Annotated in this window: 21 protein-coding genes; 14 read left to right on the forward strand and 7 right to left on the reverse strand. The window is 68.6% G+C overall.

Features of this window, described 5'->3' with window-relative positions; genetic code table 11:
• Nucleotides 1–41: 41 nt before the first annotated feature.
• The 3 genes from ACZ6BB_RS36785 to ACZ6BB_RS36795 all read right to left on the reverse strand — a co-directional run bounded on the left by ACZ6BB_RS36785 (nucleotide 42) and on the right by ACZ6BB_RS36795 (nucleotide 2,731).
• Complete coding sequence (locus tag ACZ6BB_RS36785; RefSeq protein ID WP_471619468.1) at nucleotides 42–1,418, reverse strand: FtsK/SpoIIIE domain-containing protein; 1,377 nt, start codon at nucleotides 1,416–1,418, stop codon at nucleotides 42–44.
• Nucleotides 1,418–1,774 carry an SCO3933 family regulatory protein gene (locus ACZ6BB_RS36790; protein ID WP_334425151.1) on the reverse strand — a complete coding sequence of 119 codons (357 nt, stop codon included), beginning with the start codon at nucleotides 1,772–1,774 and terminating at the stop codon, nucleotides 1,418–1,420. The genes ACZ6BB_RS36785 and ACZ6BB_RS36790 overlap by 1 nt, the downstream gene beginning before the upstream one ends.
• A 168-nt stretch (nucleotides 1,775–1,942) precedes the next feature.
• On the reverse strand, nucleotides 1,943–2,731 hold the full coding sequence (locus ACZ6BB_RS36795; RefSeq protein ID WP_060903208.1) for a GntR family transcriptional regulator: 789 nt from the start codon (nucleotides 2,729–2,731) through the stop codon (nucleotides 1,943–1,945).
• A gap of 107 nt (nucleotides 2,732–2,838) precedes the next feature.
• On the opposite strand from ACZ6BB_RS36795, the gene ACZ6BB_RS36800 reads away from it, so the two are divergent.
• The 7 genes from ACZ6BB_RS36800 (at nucleotide 2,839) to ACZ6BB_RS36830 (ending at nucleotide 8,930) form a co-directional block, all read left to right on the forward strand.
• Nucleotides 2,839–3,246, forward strand: a complete 408-nt coding sequence (locus ACZ6BB_RS36800) for an NUDIX hydrolase (RefSeq protein WP_471619489.1) — start codon at nucleotides 2,839–2,841, stop codon at nucleotides 3,244–3,246.
• A 46-nt stretch (nucleotides 3,247–3,292) separates the two neighbouring features.
• On the forward strand, nucleotides 3,293–3,721 hold the full coding sequence (locus ACZ6BB_RS36805; protein ID WP_467348062.1) for an ATP-binding protein: 429 nt from the start codon (nucleotides 3,293–3,295) through the stop codon (nucleotides 3,719–3,721).
• Complete coding sequence (locus tag ACZ6BB_RS36810) at nucleotides 3,715–4,122, forward strand: hypothetical protein (protein WP_467348060.1); 408 nt, start codon at nucleotides 3,715–3,717, stop codon at nucleotides 4,120–4,122. Before ACZ6BB_RS36805 ends, ACZ6BB_RS36810 begins: the two co-directional genes overlap by 7 nt.
• A gap of 225 nt (nucleotides 4,123–4,347) precedes the next feature.
• A complete protein-coding gene (locus ACZ6BB_RS36815) occupies nucleotides 4,348–4,767 on the forward strand; it encodes a hypothetical protein (protein ID WP_467348058.1) in 420 nt (139 codons plus the stop codon).
• Between the two features lie 1,674 nt (nucleotides 4,768–6,441).
• A complete protein-coding gene (locus ACZ6BB_RS36820; RefSeq protein ID WP_471619469.1) occupies nucleotides 6,442–6,828 on the forward strand; it encodes a hypothetical protein in 387 nt (128 codons plus the stop codon).
• 753 nt (nucleotides 6,829–7,581) lie between these two features.
• Nucleotides 7,582–7,803: a hypothetical protein gene (locus tag ACZ6BB_RS36825; RefSeq protein ID WP_471619470.1), complete on the forward strand. Its 222-nt coding sequence runs from the start codon at nucleotides 7,582–7,584 to the stop codon at nucleotides 7,801–7,803.
• Between the two features lie 800 nt (nucleotides 7,804–8,603).
• Complete coding sequence (locus tag ACZ6BB_RS36830) at nucleotides 8,604–8,930, forward strand: GYD domain-containing protein (RefSeq protein ID WP_471619490.1); 327 nt, start codon at nucleotides 8,604–8,606, stop codon at nucleotides 8,928–8,930.
• 518 nt (nucleotides 8,931–9,448) lie between these two features.
• Here the strand turns inward: ACZ6BB_RS36830 and ACZ6BB_RS36835 are convergent.
• The 3 genes from ACZ6BB_RS36835 to phoU form a co-directional block, all read right to left on the reverse strand.
• Nucleotides 9,449–9,748: a hypothetical protein gene (locus ACZ6BB_RS36835; RefSeq protein ID WP_471619471.1), complete on the reverse strand. Its 300-nt coding sequence runs from the start codon at nucleotides 9,746–9,748 to the stop codon at nucleotides 9,449–9,451.
• A gap of 116 nt (nucleotides 9,749–9,864) precedes the next feature.
• On the reverse strand, nucleotides 9,865–10,113 hold the full coding sequence (locus tag ACZ6BB_RS36840) for an SCO4226 family nickel-binding protein (protein ID WP_471619472.1): 249 nt from the start codon (nucleotides 10,111–10,113) through the stop codon (nucleotides 9,865–9,867).
• A 610-nt stretch (nucleotides 10,114–10,723) separates the two neighbouring features.
• Complete coding sequence (phoU, locus tag ACZ6BB_RS36845) at nucleotides 10,724–11,413, reverse strand: phosphate signaling complex protein PhoU (protein ID WP_005476809.1); 690 nt, start codon at nucleotides 11,411–11,413, stop codon at nucleotides 10,724–10,726.
• Nucleotides 11,414–11,700: 287 nt separating this feature from the next.
• Here phoU and phoR point away from each other — a divergent pair, with 287 nt between their 5' ends.
• Both phoR and phoP read left to right on the forward strand, forming a co-directional pair.
• Nucleotides 11,701–12,966 carry a two-component system sensor histidine kinase PhoR gene (gene phoR, locus ACZ6BB_RS36850; RefSeq protein ID WP_471619473.1) on the forward strand — a complete coding sequence of 422 codons (1,266 nt, stop codon included), beginning with the start codon at nucleotides 11,701–11,703 and terminating at the stop codon, nucleotides 12,964–12,966.
• 5 nt (nucleotides 12,967–12,971) lie between these two features.
• Nucleotides 12,972–13,643 carry a two-component system response regulator PhoP gene (phoP, locus tag ACZ6BB_RS36855; RefSeq protein WP_010985401.1) on the forward strand — a complete coding sequence of 224 codons (672 nt, stop codon included), beginning with the start codon at nucleotides 12,972–12,974 and terminating at the stop codon, nucleotides 13,641–13,643.
• 148 nt (nucleotides 13,644–13,791) lie between these two features.
• Here the strand turns inward: phoP and ACZ6BB_RS36860 are convergent, their stop codons facing one another.
• The gene (locus ACZ6BB_RS36860) at nucleotides 13,792–14,484 is read right to left on the reverse strand and encodes a copper chaperone PCu(A)C domain-containing protein (RefSeq protein ID WP_471619474.1); all 693 of its coding nucleotides are present in this window, start codon (nucleotides 14,482–14,484) and stop codon (nucleotides 13,792–13,794) included.
• Nucleotides 14,485–15,244: 760 nt separating this feature from the next.
• On the opposite strand from ACZ6BB_RS36860, the gene ACZ6BB_RS36865 reads away from it, so the two are divergent.
• The 5 genes from ACZ6BB_RS36865 to rlmB all read left to right on the forward strand — a co-directional run bounded on the left by ACZ6BB_RS36865 (nucleotide 15,245) and on the right by rlmB (nucleotide 20,032).
• Entirely contained in the window at nucleotides 15,245–15,727 is a 483-nt protein-coding gene (locus tag ACZ6BB_RS36865) for a CarD family transcriptional regulator (protein WP_003953493.1), read from the forward strand.
• A gap of 351 nt (nucleotides 15,728–16,078) precedes the next feature.
• Complete coding sequence (gene ispD / locus ACZ6BB_RS36870) at nucleotides 16,079–16,855, forward strand: 2-C-methyl-D-erythritol 4-phosphate cytidylyltransferase (RefSeq protein ID WP_471619475.1); 777 nt, start codon at nucleotides 16,079–16,081, stop codon at nucleotides 16,853–16,855.
• On the forward strand, nucleotides 16,845–17,381 hold the full coding sequence (gene ispF / locus ACZ6BB_RS36875; protein ID WP_471619476.1) for a 2-C-methyl-D-erythritol 2,4-cyclodiphosphate synthase: 537 nt from the start codon (nucleotides 16,845–16,847) through the stop codon (nucleotides 17,379–17,381). The genes ispD and ispF overlap by 11 nt, the downstream gene beginning before the upstream one ends.
• Nucleotides 17,382–17,561: 180 nt before the next feature.
• Entirely contained in the window at nucleotides 17,562–18,965 is a 1,404-nt protein-coding gene (gene cysS / locus ACZ6BB_RS36880; protein WP_471619477.1) for a cysteine--tRNA ligase, read from the forward strand.
• 125 nt (nucleotides 18,966–19,090) lie between these two features.
• The gene (rlmB, locus tag ACZ6BB_RS36885; RefSeq protein ID WP_471619478.1) at nucleotides 19,091–20,032 is read left to right on the forward strand and encodes a 23S rRNA (guanosine(2251)-2'-O)-methyltransferase RlmB; all 942 of its coding nucleotides are present in this window, start codon (nucleotides 19,091–19,093) and stop codon (nucleotides 20,030–20,032) included.
• Nucleotides 20,033–20,133: the final 101 nt, after the last annotated feature.

Genomic DNA, 20,133 nt, shown 5'->3' on the forward strand with positions numbered 1-20,133 from the left:
CGAGGCGGTCACGCCGACCGGGGGTGAGGGGTGGGCGAAGGTCAGTCGGTCACCGGGTGCGACTGCACTGCCGGGGCCGAGGACTCCACGGGCCGTACGGGGATGTCGGGCCGGAAGGGCTTGAGCGTGGGCAGGTCGGGCACCAGGTGCGCCGAGTCCCGGCAGATCTCGGCGGCGGAACCGAGGGACAGGTATGGCGTGCGGATGCGGGACCAGCCGCCGGAGGTGTCACCGGCCACGGCCAGGCCGGGCAGTTCGGGAGCGATGGCGCAGGCGGCGAAGACCGCTTCGGGGGCGATGTCGCCGAGGGCCATCTTCGCGGAGGCTTCGTCGTTGACGCGGTGGCAGACCCGGCCGGTCAGCTGAGCCCGGAGCATCGTGGCACCCTTGCCCAGCTCAGCGCCGAAGCGCTGCCCGCACACCTCCAGGTAGATCCCGGCGGCGCGGCCGAGCTGGGCGAGGCGGATGAGCTGGGTGACCATCTCGTCCCGCCGTTCCTCGTCCTTCTTCGTGGCGACGAGGAAGAGTTCGGCCACCTCGTCGACGAACAGCACGATCGGCACCGGGCGTTCGCTCTCGGGCAGGCCCCAGATGTCGGAGGTGATCTCCTCGTCGGGGGCGCCGGGGGCGATGCCTTGGCGGGCCTTGATCAGGTCGTAGCGGTCCTCCATTTCCTTGATGAGCACGGGCAGCAACTCGGCAGCTTCGTCGGGATCGGTGGCGAGGGCGGAGAGCCGGGAGGCGAACGGCGCCAGCTCCACACCGCGCTTGCAGTCGATACCGACCAGCGCCACGGGTTGCCGGGCGAGTCCGGTGATCAGGTGGCGCAGGTACATGGACTTGCCCGAGAGCGTGGCTCCGAGGGTGAGTTGGTGCGGGATGATGCGGTAGTCACGCACAAAGGGAGTCGCGTCCTCCCGCAGTGCCACGGGCACCTTGAGGAGTTCGGCGGTGGCCTTGCGGGGCATCCGCACGTTCCGCAGCACGTCGAAGCCGACGAGTCGTAGTTCGACCACGCCCGGCTTGACCATCGTCACGTACACGGCGTGGACGCCCCAGGCGTGCCGCAGCCGCTCGGCCGAAGCGGCGACGTCGGCGGGTTCCTGCCCGGGAGCGAGCCGGAGACGGAGCCGCAGCCCGGTCGAGGTGGGCCGGATGATGCCCCGCCGAGGCGGAACGGGCCGGACCTCCCGCCGAGTGGTGGCCTTGACAGCGAGGACCCGCAGCCGGGACGGCGCCACGGTCAGACCGCACGCCTCCATGACCGAGCTGTAGGAGCCGAGGAGCCGTGCGGTGGATATCGGTAGGCCGACCGTGGGCCAGTACACGCGGGGGTGCTTGGCCCGGGTGTAGGCGGCCCCGCCGCCGAGTGTGGCGACAGGACCACCCACCTCCAGAAGTGTCAGCAGATCGGACATCAGGCGGTGGCCCCCATGGCGGCCGGGAAGGCGGCCGGAGTCACGGCGGCGGCGCGGAACGCGATGCCGTGCCGCTGCTGCCCGTTGAACACGGACTCCCACGGCCGGGCAACCAGCCCCGGCAGCGAGACCGGCGCCCCCAGCGTCAGCCCTTCGGCCACACCGCCTTCCGGCACGGTGACCTTGAACAGTGACGACTCCCCGTCCTCGATGTAGACGACGCCGATCGTCATCAGCGCTTCCCCGCTGATGGCGTCCTTGGCGATCTCGCCCGTCTGCCGGTCCCGGACCTTGGGCTCAGGGGCCTCGGTCAGCAGGATCGTGGCGGCCGAGGTTTCAACACGAATGGTGCGCAAGGCAGTTCACCCATCTACTCGTCTATACGTGATGCAGTCTGTGAACCCGATCTCCGGGCTCATGCGGACCACCCTGCCACATCACTTGCCCACTCGTCTATACGAGTATGCCTGTTGGGGTGTACGAGTCGGAGAAGCGCCCCCCGCGCACCACCGCACATCACCTCATCACGTCGCCGGAAGCTGATACGACAGCACGTACGCATCCGCCGCCATGACCGTGTCGCAGACCTCCACAGCCCGCCCCTCGGCGTCGAAGGCGGTCCGGATCAGGTGGATCACCGGCACACCGGAAGCCAGCCGGAGCGTCTTCACCTCGGCCGGCGAAGGCATCCGGGCGCGAATCTCCTCCTCGAAGTGGTCGAGGCGGTGGCCCAGCTCTTCGAGACGGGCGTAGATCCCGCCGGGCCCGGGGTTCGGCTCAGCGATCGGCGTACCGCGAGCGATGTCGAGCGGCAGATACGAGGTGGCGAACTCGACCGGCCGCCCGTCGAGCAGATACCGGCGCCGACGAGCCAGCACCCGCCGCACGGACCCGAGCCGTGTCGAGACGTCCTGACTGGCCTTTTCTTCCTTCACCTCAAGACTGTCGACCTGGGGGTGACTGCCGGCCGCGTTGGCTTCGACGATGAAGGCCGCCTTGCCCTGCTCGCGGTGGCGCCGGGCGAACCGGTCGGATGCGAGACGCCGCACGGGCGGCCGGGGCCGGACGAAGACGCCCTTGCCATGCTCGGCGTGCACGAGCCCTTCGCCCTGGAGGACGGAGAAGGAGTTGCGGACCGTCATCCGGGATACCCCGTAGTGGTCAACAAGCTCAGCCTCCGAGGGCAGTTTTTCACCCTCCTTGAACCGCCCACGGTCGATCGCCTCGCGCAACTGGTCGGCGATCTGCCGAAAGACCGCACGATCACTCGTGGGATCGAGATCACCGAGGAAGCCGGAAGGAAGAGAGGGCACGTGTACTCCTTTAGATATCTAGACGAGTGGGCGATTGTTGTTGCTACGGTGGAGAGCCTAGCCAGCCGAGAGGGCCGAGGAACGTGAGCACTGACCGTCCGCACTCCGTGAGCGTCGCCGGAGTCATCGTCGACGACCAGGGCCGTGCCCTCTTGATCAAACGCCGTGACAACGGCAAGTGGGAACCCCCGGGCGGAGTCCTCGAACGCGAGGAAACCGTCCCCGAAGCTCTCCAGCGCGAAGTTCTCGAAGAGACCGGCATCAAGATCGCACTTCCCGCGACCCTGACCGGCGTCTACAAGAACATGACGGGCCTGATCGTCTCGCTGGTCTTCCGCTGCGAGGCGGCCGACGGCACGCCGACCACCGGCGACGAGACCCGCGCACTGCGGTGGGCCACCCGTGAAGAAGTCACCGAGCTTGCCGACGAGGCATACGCGATCCGCGTCCTGGACGCGTTGGACGCGGCATCCCCGCCGGCCATCCGCGCCCATGACGGCGTGAAACTCGTCTAGCCCGAACCCGCTGCACATGGCGGCCTACCAGCACGAAGGAACTTGTATGCACGAGTATACGAGCACCGCCCGGGTCTGGGGACTCACTTGCCCAGGATTTCCGGAAGAGGTGAGCCGGGCCCGCCGCTGGACCCGCGACATCCTGCGCGGATCTCCCTTGGCCGAGGACGCCGAGTTGATCGTGAGCGAGCTGAGCGCGAACGCGATCCTCCACACGGCCAGCGGCATGGAATCCGGCAGCTTCCACCTCGCCCTCGCGGTAACCCGGCAGGTGATCGCCCTGTCGGTGACAGATGGCGGAGGAACCGGCACGGCCCCCAAAGCCGAGCACCAGGACGACGAGGCCGAACACGGCCGGGGCCTGGGCATGGTCACCGCGCTGGCCCACCGGGTCGTCGTCCACGGCAGTGAGGGCGGCCACACGGTCACCGCGGAACTGTTCACCGGCACCCGACCGGGAGACCACCTGTGCTGAAGGACGAAGCCCGCCGGGGCTACTGGTGCGAGTGCTGGACCGAAGACCTCTACGGTCAGGGCGGGTTGGAGCTGAGAGCGTCGTTCGACGCCTACTCGGCGCCCCAGGCCGACCGATGGGTTGCCGTCGCACTCCGCACCATCTCCCCGGCCTTCGATCCCGACGCATCCGCCCAGGCGTGGGAGTGGCTGTACGACGGCCGCATAGACACCCGACGCGCCCTCCTTCGCTCCGAACCCTGCACCGTGTCGGTCACCTTCGACTCGACCCGCATCACCTGGACGATCCGGCCAGTGATCTTCCTACCCCTCGCACACCGACAGGGCACGGAACTTCCAGCCTGCGCATACGACTTCAAGCCTCACACGGGCCGCTCGAACCAGGCGCCGAGGTGCGGTTGAAACGCCTGCTCTAAACGATCTCCTGCCAGACGATCGCCGAGATTGTCTGGCGAGCTACCACCCGAACTCAGAGGCCCCGACGACTCGGGTCACATGGACGGTGCGACAGGTGCTCTTCCTGCCGATTGCACACCGTCAAGGCGGCGAACTCCCCCTATGCGCATACGCCTTCAAAACGCTCACGCCCTGAGTTGTCGCTTAACCTCGTCCCCCTGGGGGTGGGAGATGGAGCAGGCCGTTTTCGAGTCGGTCAGGTACTCCGCGATGTGCCAGGACTGCGGTGCGGAGCTGGAGTGCTGCGGTGTTCAAGCGCTCGTTGACGGCCGCTTGCGGTGGGACGTCGAGTCAACGTGTCCTGCGTGTGGGTTCGCGGTGGCCGTGTGTGGCGGGGATCTGCCGAGTGAACAGCGCCAGCAGCTGCTCGCGGAGCACGGGCCAGCGACCCTTCAAGTGCTCGATGAGTCGGCAAACAGTGTCGTGATCATGAGGGTGCTCCGAGCCGAGCTGGGCATCGATCTGGTCGACGCCAAGGCTGTGCTGCGCCGTGTTCTGAGCGGTGGCTACTCAGGAACGCTTCCTGAGCTGGAACTACTCGCCCAGAAGCTGCAGGCGGCTGGCATCGAGGCCGCCGCTACGCGGTCCTAGAACAGCGGCCAGCGTGGCAAAGCTCGGGAGGGGACGTCAGGCATCTCCCGGGACCGGACAGACCCCGAGCGAGCGACTGCGTTACAACTTTCTCTACTGGTTCAAGGCGGCTCGCTCCGCTCCCCGCGCGCGGCCCGGCCCCCGGCCGGGCCTGCGCTCCCGTCTCCGCCCCGCTCCAGCCCAGCCGAGGGCCGGGCCGCGCGTACTTGGGATGTTCCGTGAGCGATGAGCCAAACGCCGCAAGGGCATGGGGGCGCTCAGGCTCCGAGATGGAAAGGCACCATTCGCACCTGCCGGCCCTTGAGGGGCGCGCGATGGGACCAGGGAGGTATTGGGTTGCGGTTGATGCTTTGGCAATGCGCGCAAGGTGTCTCATTTTTTCTTGGGGCAATCCGGACAGTTTGGCCTGTTGTGCATACCGCACTTAGATTCTTCTTCCGGCCCGCCACTGGGACCTGAAAAGGAGGGCCTTCTCCCATGCGCCGCCCGACGGTACCCCGCTTGGCCAGGATGCTCGGCCTGAGCCCCCCCTTTCTCTTCGCGTTGAGGCTGTCGGCTATCTCGAGACATCGTTCCTCCCTGTTAGGGACGCCGGGTCACCTTGATCCACACGGCCTCCGCTGCCCCGGCGCTCGCGACCACGCCTGTTGCCACCCAGCGCAAGACCGTCTCGGGCGTCGAGGCTGCCACGGGTGGAGCCAACGTCAGAGCAACTGCCGCCGCAAGGCACATAATTCCCAGGTCATACATGTAGGACGCACGCTTGTGCCATGCCCTCCAGTGATTCAAGTGATCACTTTGCACCTTTTGAAAGAACTCTCTCCCTGATGGCGGATCTTCAAATTCAGGGAACCAGTCACGTACGTCCTGCGCTGAATATATGAAGGCTCGCGCCCAGAAGCCAAATTGAACGCAAGTTGTAAGAAATCCTGCAGAAAGCGAGAACAGCAGGAGTGACAATCCCGGCCACTTGATAGATTGAGGCGCCTGAGCAATCACCCCTATCAAGGCTATGGAAAAGCCAGCCAAGAGCGGCGCGGCCGCTCCTGTCATGAAATCGCGCGAGGCCCCAAGTCCTAGGGGTGATGGGTAATCCCAGTGACGTGGGGGTGCTGCCGCTTGCCCCCCTGGCATGGGCGTTGATGCCTGTCCTGATGAAGCGGGAGTTTGATTCATCGAAAATGCCTCCCGGCTTACAAGCTCCGCTCTCTCTTAAGAGTGCGACCATGCTTCGCCATGTGCAAACGCGCCCCCTCGGCCGGGCATGTACAGGACCACCACATGCTCTCGCCACCCCTCGTCCTCAAACAGGGGCGGTCCAGGGACAATCGAAGTCGAGGACCGTTTCAGGGGCCTCACCTTCATCCATGCCCAGGCGACCAACCCGGGGACGACACAATGGGTGGTCCGCCGGTCAGGACCTCTGGACGAGCTCGAGCTCAGGGCTTATTCGTGGACAGGGACTCCCCGAGTGTCTCGTTAAGGGACTCTGATCTGCAGTTGCGTGGGAAACGTACAGGGCCTCCGGAGTCGTGCGCACGAAGCGCGCTCCGCGCCGGAGGCTTACGTCTACGACCACGAAGGCCAGCAGCCAGCGCTGTTGGGAGATCACAGGTTTTATTTCCTTGATCCCTATACGCTCTTCAGCTCAGCACCACACAAGGGGAGGGTGAAGTGGCTGATCTTCAGGAGACGGCTGGGGCGTGCGAGGACGAGGGCGGGCTGATGCAGGACAACTTGGGGCGTCTGCGGAACGCATTGGGATTCGACAGACTCGGCAAGCATGTTCTCGGCTCCATCGCTCGTGAACTCGAAGCTGTCGGCCTCGGGTACTTCCCGCTCGCCGTCCTGGATCCTCGGTGCAACACCGAACCGCGTAAGGACCAGCAGGTGTGGGTGTACACACGCGATGGGGGTGAGCGTGCCCGCGTCCTAGATGCCGTTCTTCGCCCCCAGTCCTACAACGTGCGAAGCGCCTTGGATGGATTGGTGAGGGGCGACTACTCGTCACTGACCGCGGAAGAGAAACTTCGCGAGGTCCAGAAGATCGTCAGCGCCTGAAGCATGGTGCACGCCGCAGCTCGGACTAGTAGGGACCGAGTTGCGGCGTGCCAGACCCGTGTCAGATCGTGCGGGGAACCACGGGCAACACCGAGGAACGAGTCGACAGCCCGCCAGGCGCTGACACCGCTCCACCACCGGCCAGCCCTGGAGCAGGCTTCAAACGCCCTTAGCTTCCCAAGCTGAGAGCTTTGAGGGGTGGATGCCACGAGCTGCCTTCGCGGGCCGACCGTCGCGGCTTGCTCTGGTCGACGGCAGCAATAGCGTGGCTGAGGCTAGTGGCGGTGCCGCGAGGCACACGCGCGCCTGATCGGTCGACTGACGCGCCGTCGTGGCGGGCTTTCGTCGGCTGAGGCTGAGACGGGCCGTGGCGAAGGTGCCGGCCGTCAGCCGAGCGGGGCTCGCACGGGCAAGGCTGGGCCGTCTCTGGGCCGTCCGAGGTCGCTCAACAGTGACCAATGACGACCAACGACGACCACCAAGCGCGCGAGCCCACCACTCCAGACCTGCAAAAACCCAGCTCACCAAGATCCCCGACAAGACCCAGGGCAAGAAGAAGTAACGCGAGCTGAAGAAGCCCCCTACCCGCGGCTTGTCCGCGGGTAGGGGGCTTTGCTGAGCGAAGGAGCCCATGGCCGAGTTTCGCCTCATCAAATCTCGAAACCGCAGGTCAGTGGCATGACGCGGTTACTCTCGTCCGGATCTGTGCCGACGGCCACAGCGATCGGGATACGCGTAGGCTCATACTGAGTCATGACAAAGCCTGCTGCGCTGAAGCGCCACCTGCCTACCAGCCCCTTCAAGGCCCCGGTCACACCGACTCCCAAGCACTTCGCCACGGGCGACCAGGTCACACATGACGTGTACGGTCTCGGCCGGGTAATCGGCATCGAGGACGGAATCGCGGTGCTGGTGGATTTCGGCTCGGCGCAAATGCGGATCTTGAGCCCGTACGCCAAGATGACCAAGCTGTAGGACCACTGTGCCCGGTCACGGCACGCCAGGCCCCATCAGGGGCCTGTAACGAAAGAGAGACCTCTCATCGAGCCCACGTCGCTGTTCTCCGCTCTGGAAGAGCAACCCCACTGCTCCACTGCAGCGTCGCCGCCTCCGACGACGAACCCCTTCCAGGCCCCAGACTTCAGGGAAGACGAGTTCTTCCTGCTCGACGACGATGCACAGGAGCCCGCCTCAGGCATGCGTGCGGCGCGCCCCAAGGCGGCTTAGCTCCACGAACGTCGGTGACTTCGGCAGCCGGCCACAGCCCGTCTCCGGTGCTGCGGAGGAACGCGGCTGCCTCAGTCTCCGTCTCATTCAGCCCCGTTCACGGTCGTTCGGGCGAGCCCCGGAGCCGTCCCCACGCCAGTGGCCATCCGCCCATGAACCCAGGTGAACGGCCCCGAACGACGCCCAAGACCCCACCGACACAGTTGGAAAGCGTGTTGAGTCAGCTCCGTAGGCGTCGGCCGGAGCGGCCAACAGGACGGAGGGGCGTCGAGTAGTCGTTCGCGGCCATAGGGCCCGCCCGCGCCCCTTGCTGCGGCAGAAGGCTTCCCTGCAAGGACTCGTCCAGGCTCGCGTGTGGCGAATCGCTCGTGCCGTGTGCCACTCCCTGGCGGGCATCGTCGCGGTCGGGATCTTCATCGTCCTCCCGGTGACAGCCCAACACCGACCCTGGCGGTCATCATCCCGACCGTTCGGGGGAGATATACGCGGCCTCGGAGGCGTGTCTCACCCGGCGGGGGCATCCCTTGCTGGGACGAAAGGGAGACATGATGCCGCTCTATCTATCAAGGTTCAGCTACACGCCGGAGACGTGGGCGAGACTCATCGGCCACCCCGAGGACCGCGCAAAGGCCGCTCAGGCGTACATCGAGTCCGTCGGCGGCAAGCTACACGGCTTCTGGTACGCGTTCGGCACCCGCGACGGCTACAACTTGTGGGAGGCCCCCGACAACGTCTCCATGGCCGCGGTCGCCCTGGCGATCAGCGGAGGCGGCGCACTCAGCTCGTTCGAGACGACCGTTCTCCTGAGCATCGACGAAACCATGGATGCCCTGCGTAAGGCCGGGCAAGTCCAGTACCGGGCTCCCGGCGCGTAGCGGTCCAGGCGGCTGGCAGCGACGAGCAGGTCCCGGCTTCGGGGCCGTCCCTGGGCCGTCCGAGGCCGCTCGACACTGGCCAATGACGACCAACGACGACCACCAGGAACCATGATCCCGCCCCCGCCCGGCGCACGCGGCGCAGGGCGGGGGCGTTTTCACGGCTTGGGCCCGCTCGGGGGCCTGTGAGACCTCAGCTCGGCTCGCGCCCAGGTACGAAGACGCTCAGCCGGAAGGTGGTCGGGTGGGTGTGGCGGCCGCAGAGTCTGTCCACCCGTACCGCCGTCCAGTCGATCTGACCGTCCGACGTTCGGAGACGGCGGAGATGCGCGTGCCATTCCGATTCGTCCTGGGTTTCGAACAGCACCTCCCACCGGCCCGCCTCCGAGGCGAATCGCGCGGCGGTCCGCTGTGCCTCGTTCTGTTGTCCGCGTCTCCTTCTGCGCTGTCCGGGCATCGGCCCAGCTTCATCGGCATCCGCCATCAGGGCAAGGTCCAGGGGGCCCCGCTGTCGTGGGTCACGCGGCGCCCGTGACGTCCGGTGCGACGAAGCGGCGGTGCAGGGGGCTCAGGGTGGTTTCCGGGGTGCCCGTGAGGCCGGCTTTCCGGATCGCGGGGGCGAGGCGTTCGGTGAAGAAGGTCTCGAACGCTTCCTGGGATTCCCAGACGTCGGTGACATGCAGGCCCCGGTCGTCGAACCAGGCCACGTGCATCTGACCGCCGGCCGCCGGGACCTCCTCCCAGTCCACCGCGTCCCGCACGGTGTCGTACTGCTCCGGAGCCACGTCCGCCCAGAGCATCGACATCACCACAGCCATCGCATCCCCCTTGTTCGCACCGAAATCGGTGTCGGCAAGGGGATGGTTCCATCTCGCGAGGTCCGCCGGACAGGGCGTGCGGAGGCGCGCCGACGCCAGGCGAAGAGCCCGCGCGCTCAGATCGCCAGGGGCACCGGGTGGATCTCGTCCGCCTTGTGGCGGGCGCGTTCGTGGATGCGCTGGACGGCCTCGGCGGAGGGGGCCTCGGAGAGGCAGTACACCGTGCCGGACTGGGGGTCGGCCCAGGCGCGTTCGAAATGGACCTGCTCGTCCTTCTCGATGGCCAGGTCGGCGTTGTGCGCCTCGCGCAGCTGGTCCGCCGTGATGCCCTTCATGTCGTGGTGGACGTCCATGAACTTGCTCATGGCCGCACCTCCTTCTTCCTCGTCCGCTCTCTGTTCCCCGTCCTCTCCCTTCATGCTGCGCCCGTACGCCCGCGGGTGCGACCCCTCGCCGGCCGCCCCGGCGTCCGACGGAAGAGGAGGGGCCGTCGCCAGGGGCGGCCCCTCCTCTCGCCTACGGGCGACCGCAGCCCGTGCCGGTCAGCCGCACTGGCACGGGTTGCCGGACTGGCATCCGCACGCACATCCGGAGCCGCAGCCACAGGCGCCGACGAGGGGCAGGGTCTTGATGTCCGCGGGCTGATGGGTGTCCCGTACCTGTGTCGGGTCCGCAGTGCTGGGGCTGGCGGGTGATGGGGAGTCGGCCATGGTCCCTCCTCGGAGGTAGCTGAGGCAGCTGGGGCAGCAGGGCGGCCGCCGGCGGTCAGCCGGCCTGGCCCGCGGAAGGGCCTCGGTGGTCCGAGCCTCGCCCGCGCCCTGCCCGTGCCCATTGGTTGTCCCATTGCAGGGCCTTCCGGCCAGGCGCATCAACGGCGCACGGAGGCGCCCGCACGCCCCACCGGACGGGCGGGCGCCGGGGCCTCGCAACGAGAGCCCCGCGCTCCCCTCCCTCCCCGCGCCGACGCGGGAGGGACTACGCCCCCTCGACCCCCGTGACCGGCTGGATGTCCGCCTGCAGCTCGTCCGCGTGCTCACCCGTCACCAGGTACACCACGCGCTTGGCGACGGACACCGCGTGGTCGGCGAAGCGCTCGTAGTAACGGCCGAGCAGGGTGACGTCGACGGCGGTCTCGATGCCGTGCTTCCAGCGGTCGTCCATGAGGTGCTGGAAGAGGGTGCGGTGCAGGAGGTCCATCGCGTCGTCGTCGCTCTCCAGCTGGAGCGCGAGGTCGACGTCCTTGGTGATGATGACCTCGGCGGCCTTCGCCATCAGACGCTGCGCGAGCTGGCCCATCTCCAGGATCGTCGCGTGCAGGTCACGCGGGACCGTGTTCTCGGGGAAGCGCAGCCGGGTCAGCTTGGCCACGTGCTGGGCGAGGTCGCCGGAGCGCTCCAGGTCCGCCGACATACGCAGCGACGTCACGACGATCCGCAGATCCGTCGCCACCGGCTGCTGCCTGGCCAGCAGGGCTATCGCGCGGGCCTCCAGGTCGTGCTGAAGGTCGTCGACCTTCTTGTCCGCCTCGATCACGCTCTCGGCCAGCTTCAGGTCGGCGTCGAGCATCGCCGTCGTGGCGCGACCGATCGCCGACCCGACCAGTCGGGCCATCTCGACCAGGCCCTCACCGATCGAGTCAAGTTCCTCGTGGTACGCGTCCCGCATCAGGGTGTCCCTCTCTTACGTACGTCAGCTCGTGGGTAACCAGAAAAGCCGTTCCGGAGACCGTTCCGCCAGGCCAGGAAGGCCGAACGACCCAATGAACGGCGACGGCGAAACGGTGACCGGGGGCCCGGACCAACCCCACGCTCCCACGTTCAGGCCCGTACGCGTCCGTTTCGGCCATCCCAAATGAACCAATACTGGCTCCAAGGTGAACTCTGGGCGACGAGTGTTCGAGCTCGCCCTCCGATCGCTGTGGGGATGTCCGACCTCGTGCCTAACCTGGAAGCATGGACGTGAACGCGGCGGTCGCCGCAGCGGCAGCGATCGCCGGAGTGCTCACCGGCGTCATCGCCATGCTGGCGTTCCGTGTCAGCGAACGCGAGCAGAAGCGTCCCACCAGGACCTCGCTGCACACGGACCCGGTGCTTCCGCCCGGCGTGGACACCGTGCTCTCCGTGCTCCGCTCCTCGGCCGTCGTGCTCGACGAGGCCGACGCCGTCGTCAAGGCCAGCTCCGCCGCGTACGCCCTCGGGCTCGTGCGGGGCGGCAAGCTCTCCATCGAGCCGATGCTCAAGATGGCGCGCGACACCCGCCGGGACGGCGAGATACGACAGGTCGAGCTGGACCTGCCCCGGCGCGGCACGGGGCGCGGGGAGGCGCTCGCCGTCTCCGCGCGCGTCGCGCCGCTCGGCTCCCGGCTGGTGCTGCTCCTGGTCGAGGACCTCACCGAGGCCCGCCGGATCGAGGCCGTGCGGCGTGACTTCGTCGCCAACGTCAGCCATGAGCTGAAGACGCCGGTGGGCGCGCTGTCGCTGCTGAGCGAGGCTGTCATGGGCGCGTCGGACGACCCCGAGGCGGTGGAGCGGTTCGCCGGACGCATGCAGATCGAGGCCACCCGGCTCACCAACCTCGTCCAGGAACTCATCGACCTCTCCCGGGTGCAGAACGACGATCCGCTGGAGGACGCCGAGCCCGTCCGGGTGGACGAGCTGGTCGCCGAGGCCGTCGACCGCTGCCGCCATCAGGCGGGCACCAAGCAGATCACGATGGCCGCCGGCGGCACCGCCGAGCTGCGCGTCTGGGGCAACCGCGGGCAGCTCGCCGCCGCCCTCGGCAACCTCGTGGAGAACGCCGTCAACTACTCCCCGGCCCGCACCCGCGTCGGCATAGCCGCACGTCAGGTGTCCGCGCCCGGCGGGGACCATGTCGAGATCGCCGTGACCGACCAGGGCATCGGCATCTCGGACAAGGACAAGGAGCGCATCTTCGAGCGCTTCTACCGCGTGGACCCGGCCCGTTCCCGCCAGACCGGCGGTACGGGTCTCGGTCTCGCGATCGTCAAGCACGTGGCCGCCTCGCACGGCGGGGAGGTCACGGTGTGGAGCTCGGAGGGACAGGGCTCCACGTTCACCCTCAGGCTGCCGGAGGCGGGCGCGTCCCGTGCCCGAGCGGCCCAGCACCCGGACCTCGACGACGAGGACGGACAGCCTCACACCGCCCCATCCCCGTACGGACCGTACGAATCGCATCCCGCCCCGGAGGTCCTTCCGTGACCCGAGTGCTCGTCGTCGAGGACGAGGAGTCCTTCTCCGACGCCCTGTCCTACATGCTCCGCAAAGAGGGCTTCGAGGTCGCCATCGCGACCACCGGGCCCGACGGTCTCGACGAGTTCGAGCGCAACGGAGCCGACCTCGTCCTGCTCGACCTGATGCTGCCCGGGCTGCCGGGCACCGAGGTCTGCCGTCAGCTGCGCGGCCGCTCCAACGTCCCGGTGATCATGGTGACCGCCAAGGACAGCGAGATCGACAAGGTAGTGGGCCTGGAAATAGGAGCTGATGACTATGTCACCAAGCCCTTCTCCTCCCGCGAACTCGTCGCCCGTATCCGGGCCGTACTGCGCCGCCGCGGCGAGCCCGAGGAGGTCACCCCGGCCGCGCTGGAGGCCGGGCCCGTCCGGATGGACGTCGACCGTCACGTGGTCACTGTCTCGGGCTCCAAGGTCGACCTTCCCCTCAAGGAGTTCGACCTGCTCGAAATGCTGCTGCGCAACGCGGGCCGTGTCCTGACCCGCATGCAGCTCATCGACCGGGTCTGGGGCGCCGACTACGTCGGCGACACCAAGACCCTCGACGTCCACGTCAAGCGCCTCAGAGCCAAGATCGAGCCGGACCCGGGCGCGCCGCGGTATCTGGTGACGGTGCGGGGTCTGGGGTACAAGTTCGAGCCGTAGACCCGACGCCCCGCCGGGCCGGGTGGCGCCGTACGGCGACGACGCGCCCGGCGCCCGGCAGAGCGGGCACCGGCCGCGTCGTGTCGTGGCCGAACGCCGAAGGGCGGCACCCCTCACGGGGGTGCCGCCCTTCGGCATGGTGCGGGGCTCAGTGGCCGCCGGTCTCCTCGGAGGACGAGGTGGAGGGGGAGGCCGTGGAGCCGGCGGCGGTGCCCTCCTCGGCGGCGGACTCGCCGGCGGCGGGGGAGCCCGAGGCGGTCGCGGACGGGGAGCCGGAGGTCTCCTCGGACGGCGACGCGCTGGTGGCCGGGGCCTCGGGGATGTCGCTCGGGCCCCACTTCTCGAAGTAGTGCTCGGCGGGGACCACGAAGGCGCGCAGGCCGACCTCGCCGGTCTCGCTGAAGGCGAAGGTGACCTTCTGGGCGTTGCCGTCCTGGACCGTGTCGGTGAGGTCCGTCAGGACGGCGGAGGCGTTGTTCTCGCCGCCCAGGACGACGGAGCCGCCGGCCGGGACGACGATCTTGCCGCCCTTGCCCTCACCCTTGGCGGGGGTCAGCTCGGCGGTGCCGGCGCCCTCGACGGTGACGGAGTCCAGGGTCTGGGCGGTCGTGGCACCGTTGAAGACGGTCGCGGAGACCACGGCGGGACCCTTGGTCTCGGTGCCGGGCTGGGTGACCACGATCGCGTTCTGGATCTTGATGTCGCCGACGCTGGTGGCCGCGTTGTCCGGCTTGATCTCCAGCGTCTGGGCGTTGTTGCCGGCGGCGCACGCGGCGAGTGAGGCGATCGAGAACGCGATGGCGGCGGCGGCGAGGGCGCCGCGTCGAAGGCTGCTGCTCACGGCGGCGGCAACTCCTAGAACGTGGGCGGTACGTGGTCTGTAGCGGCCTTAGGTTACCGAGCCGTCCCTCCGCCGCCGCACCCGACCCTCCCCAAGTCCCCGGCAAGTCACCGGAAGCAATTGGCGGCCGCGGCCGACACGCCTGCCCGGCATTCACAAAACCGCCCTCGGACTTCGCCGGGGCCGGGACCCGGATTTCCGCCAGGGAATGCCGGCCGGTTGCCGGCCGGTACGGAAAATCGATCAGCTGTCAGAACAGCGGCCGGACGCCCACCGGAACACGGGCCGGAACGCCCCCGGGAACGCCGATCAGAACGCCGGCCGGAAGACCTGTCGGAACGCCGGCCGAACAGCGGGTGGAACACGCGCGGGAACCCTCCGCGGAACGTCACCGGAACGGCTTCAGAACACGATCCGGTAACGGCGGAACAGTACCGGTTGATCGAACTCCTTGATCAATTCCGGATTCGTCTCGTACCCGACTCCATCCATCGAACGGAGTAGCGTAAGTCGCACACGTGGGGCCGGACAAAGCGGGACGTTCGGGCGCTCGTGCGGCCCTCCGGATGCGTGTAGCGTACGCGTTTCACTCCGCCCGGAGAGCCGCTCCGACCTGCGGATACCCTCTCCCGTTCGGCCCTCGCAGCACGTTCCTGTTGCAGTTGTCAAGCCCCGAGATGCGCCCTGACCTGCGAAAACGCCATTCAGAACACGCCGTTTCCGTGTTACCCTGGATAGCCACGGAAGGGGTACCTGTCACATGACGTTCAAGGTTGGCGACACCGTGGTCTATCCCCATCACGGGGCCGCGCTGATTGAGGCCATCGAAACTCGCCAGATCAAAGGCGTGGACAAGACCTACTTGGTGCTCAAGGTCGCTCAGGGCGACCTGACAGTGCGTGTGCCGGCGGACAATGCGGAGTTCGTCGGTGTACGTGATGTGGTCGGTCAAGACGGCCTGGACCGGGTCTTCGAGGTGCTGCGCGCGCCGTATGCCGAGGAGCCCACGAACTGGTCGCGTCGCTACAAGGCAAACCTGGAGAAGCTCGCCTCCGGCGATGTCATCAAGGTCGCGGAAGTCGTGCGTGACCTGTGGCGTCGCGAGCGGGAGCGCGGACTGTCCGCCGGTGAGAAGCGCATGCTCGCCAAGGCCCGCCAGATCCTGGTGAGCGAACTCGCCCTCGCGGAGAACACGAACGAGGACAAGGCCGAGGCCCTGCTCGACGAGGTTCTCGCGTCCTGAACTGACTCCTGAGGCAGGCAGCCAGCCCGCTCAGCCGTTCAGCGCAGCACATCGAAATGCCGCGGTGCCCGATGACGTACGTAATGTCGCCGGGCGCTGCGGCATGTTCGTGCCCGGATGCCGAACGCCTGAAGGGCGACCCCGATACTCGGCGATACTTGGCGTGCCCCGGTGCTCCTGCGAGTACGGAGTGCTCGTACCTGTCGTACTCGTACTCCTGACTCGTACTGGCGTGCCGGGCCCGGGCAGCTGGCTCGACCAGATGTCACGGAAGGGTCCGGTCAAGGTGTCGCGCCCGGCACGCTGTGGCCATACCCACGTAGGCCGAGCACACAAACCTGACAGGAACCGATGTCTGACGATTCGCGCCCTTCGCCTTCCGCAGCCGGAGCGGCACCCCGTACGGCACCCCGCACGGCGGCCGTGATCCCGGCCGCCGGCCGGGGCGTACGCCTCGGCCCGGGCGCCCCCAAGGCGCTGCGCGCGCTGAACGGCACCCCGATGCTGATCCACGCGGTACGGGCCATGGCGGCCTCCCGTGCGGTCTCCCTGGTGATCGTCGTGGCACCGCCCGACGGCGCCCCCGAGGTCAAGACCCTGCTCGACGCGCACGCCCTGCCCGAGCGGACCGACTTCCTCGTGGTCCCCGGCGGCCCATCGCGCCAGGAGTCGGTGAAGCTCGGGCTCGACGCGCTGCCGCCCGGCTACGAGGTCGTCCTCGTCCACGACGCGGCCCGTCCGCTCGTGCCGGTCGACACGGTCGACGCGGTCATCGAGGCCGTACGGGACGGGGCGCCCGCCGTGGTGCCCGCGCTGCCGCTCGCCGACACCGTCAAGGAGGTCGAGCCGGCGGACGCGCCGGGTGCGCCGGAGCCGGTCGTCGCCACGCCCGAGCGCGCGCGGCTGCGGGCCGTGCAGACGCCGCAGGGGTTCGACCGGGACACGCTGCTCCGGGCGCACGAGACGGTCACCGGGGAGGTGACCGACGACGCGAGCATGGTGGAGCGGCTCGGGCTCGGCGTGGTGGTCGTGCCCGGGCACGAGGAGGCGTTCAAGGTGACGCGGCCGCTGGACCTGGTGCTCGCGGAGGCGGTTCTGGCGCGCAGGAGGCTGAACGATGGGTTCTGAGAACGTCGAGGCTTCGGGGGCGTCGCCGGTGTCGCTGCCGGCTTCCGTGGTGCTGCCGCAGGTCGGGATCGGTACCGACATCCACGCCTTCGAGGAGGGGCGGGAACTGTGGTGCGCCGGACTCAGGTGGGAGGGGCAGGGGCCGGGTCTCGCCGGGCACTCCGACGCGGACGTCGTGGCGCACGCCGCCTGCAACGCGTTGTTCTCCGCGGCCGGGATGGGGGACCTCGGGCAGCACTTCGGGACGGGGCGGCCTCAGTGGTCGGGGGCGTCCGGGGTGACGCTGCTGGCGGAGGCGGCGCGGATCGTGCGGGCCGGGGGGTTCGTCATCGGGAACGTGGCCGTGCAGGTCGTGGGGGACCGGCCGAAGATCGGGAAACGGCGGGACGAGGCGCAGAAGGTGCTGTCCGAGGTGGTGGGAGCCCCTGTTTCGGTGTCCGGCGCGACCACGGACGGGCTGGGTTTTCCCGGGCGGGGTGAGGGGCTGATGGCGGTGGCCACGGCGCTGGTGGTGCGGGTGGGGTGACTTCCCTGCTCGGGTGCGGGAGCGTCGTGGTCGCCCGCGGCGTTCCCCGCGCCCCTGTTCGGGCCTCCGGCCCGTCCGGAAGACGCGGTGGGCCGGTGCCGGACGTGCATACGTCACGAATCTGCCGTCCTTGGGGTGAAGGGCTCGGGGCACGGCTGGTGGGCCACTACGCTTGGGGGCGTGACTATTCGCCTGTACGACACCAGCGCCCGGCAGATTCGTGACTTCGCCCCGCTCACGCCGGGTTGTGTCTCGATCTACCTGTGTGGCGCCACGGTGCAGGCGGCCCCGCACATCGGACACATCCGGTCGGGGCTCAACTTCGACATCATGCGCCGGTGGTTCGAGTACCGCGGGTACGACGTGACGTTCGTCCGGAACGTCACGGACATCGACGACAAGATCATCGCGAAGGCGGCCGACCAGGGCCGCCCGTGGTGGTCGATCGGGTACGAGAACGAGCGCGCGTTCAACGACGGCTACGGCGCGCTCGGTTGCCTGCCGCCGACCTACGAGCCGCGGGCCACCGGGCACGTGACCGAGATGGTCGAGATGATGCGCGGGCTGATCGAGCGTGGTCACGCGTACGAGGCCGACGGGAACGTCTACTTCGACGTGCGGTCGTTCCCCGGGTATCTGCAGCTGTCCAACCAGGAGCTCGACAACCTCCTCCAGCCCTCCGGCGAGGGCGAGACCGGCAAGCGCGATCCCCGTGACTTCGCCATGTGGAAGTCGGCGAAGCCGGGGGAGCCGACCTGGGAGACGCCCTGGGGGCGGGGACGGCCGGGCTGGCACCTGGAGTGCTCGGCCATGGCGCACAAGTACCTGGGCACCGCGTTCGACATCCACGGCGGCGGTCTCGACCTGATCTTCCCGCACCACGAGAACGAGATCGCGCAGGCCAAGGCCTTCGGCGACGACTTCGCGACGTACTGGGTGCACAACGCCTGGGTCACCATGAGCGGCGAGAAGATGTCCAAGTCGCTGGGGAACAGCGTCCTCGTCTCCGAGATGGTCAAGCACTGGCGGCCCATCGTGCTCCGGTACTACCTGGGCACCCCGCACTACCGCTCGATGATCGAGTACAGCGAGGACGCCCTGCGCGAGGCGGAGTCGGCGTTCGCCCGGATCGAGGGGTTCGTCCAGCGGGTCATCGAGAAGGCCGGCGGGGTCGTGGAGCCCGCGGCCGAGGTGCCGCCGGCGTTCGCCGAGGCGATGGACGACGACCTGGGAGTGCCGCAGGCGCTCGCCGTCGTGCACACCACGGTCCGGCAGGGCAACAGCGCGCTGGCCGCCGACGACAAGGAAGAGGCCGTGGCCCGGCTCGCCGAGGTGCGGGCCATGCTCGGCGTGCTGGGCCTCGACCCGCTCGACGCACACTGGGCCGGTGCCGACGGCAATCGCGGCGAGGACCTCCACGGGGTCGTCGACACGCTCGTCGGGCTCGTGCTCCAGCAGCGCGAGGCGGCCCGCGCCCGTAAGGACTGGGCGACCGCGGACGCTATCCGTGACCAGCTCAACCAGTCGGGTCTGGCCATCGAGGACGGCCCCGACGGCCCGCGCTGGACACTCGGTCCGCGCTGAGCAGGATGTCCGGCCACCTTGATCGATTGTGCCGCCCGGGCCTCCGGGCGGCACACTGCATTACGTACACACGACGACGTACGCCCGACGCGTACGCGCACACGCTACTCAGAGACAGGTAGGTCATGGCCGCTCACAACCGCCGCATGTCCGGCAAGAAGGGCGCGCAGGTCGGCAGTGGCGGCCAGCGGCGCAAGGGTCTTGAGGGCAAGGGCCCGACGCCGCCCGCCGAGATGCGCAAGAAGCACAAGGCCAACCGCATCGCCAACGCCAAGGCGAAGCAGGCCGCACGCCGTCCCGTGGCGCGCGGCCGGGGCGGCAAGGGCACGTCCGAGATGGTCGTCGGACGCAACCCCGTCGTCGAGGCGCTGCGCGAGGGCGTGCCCGCCTCGACGCTCTACGTCCAGCAGTTCATCGACAACGACGAGCGCGTGCGCGAGGCGCTGCAGCTCGCGGCCGAGCGCGGCGGCATCAACCTCATGGAGGCGCCCCGCCCCGAGCTGGACCGCATGACCAACGGACTGAACCACCAAGGCCTCGTCCTCCAGGTCCCGCCGTACGAGTACGCGCACCCCGAGGACCTGGTGGCCGCCGCGTACGACGAGGGCGAGGACCCGCTGATCGTCGCCCTCGACGGGGTGACCGACCCGCGCAACCTCGGTGCCGTCGTCCGGTCCGTCTCCGCGTTCGGCGGCCACGGCGTCGTCGTCCCCGAGCGGCGTGCGGCCGGTATGACCGCAGGCGCGTGGAAGACGTCCGCCGGTACGGCCGCCCGTACGCCCGTCGCCCGCTGCACCAACCTGACGCGCGCGCTGGAGGCCTACAAGAAGGCCGGTGTCGTGGTGGTCGGACTCGCCGCCGACGGGGAGTCCGAGATCGGTGAGCTGGAGGCCCTCGGCGGCCCGGTCGTCATCGTCGTCGGCAGCGAGGGCAAGGGCCTGTCCCGCCTCGTCGGCGAGACGTGCGACTACCGGGTGCGGATCCCCATGCCGGGCGGGGCAGAGTCGTTGAACGCCGGTGTCGCGGCGGGAGTTGTGCTGTACGAGGCGGCCCGTCGGCGGGCGTAGTTCCGTCGGTGTGACGGGTGGGGAACCGGGCCCCAACTGGGGTTTCGGGGAGCGCCGGATCACCTTGACGGGGTCCGGACAGATCGGGGCGGTCAAAGCAG

Source organism: Streptomyces sp. NPDC041108 (assembly GCF_055592645.1).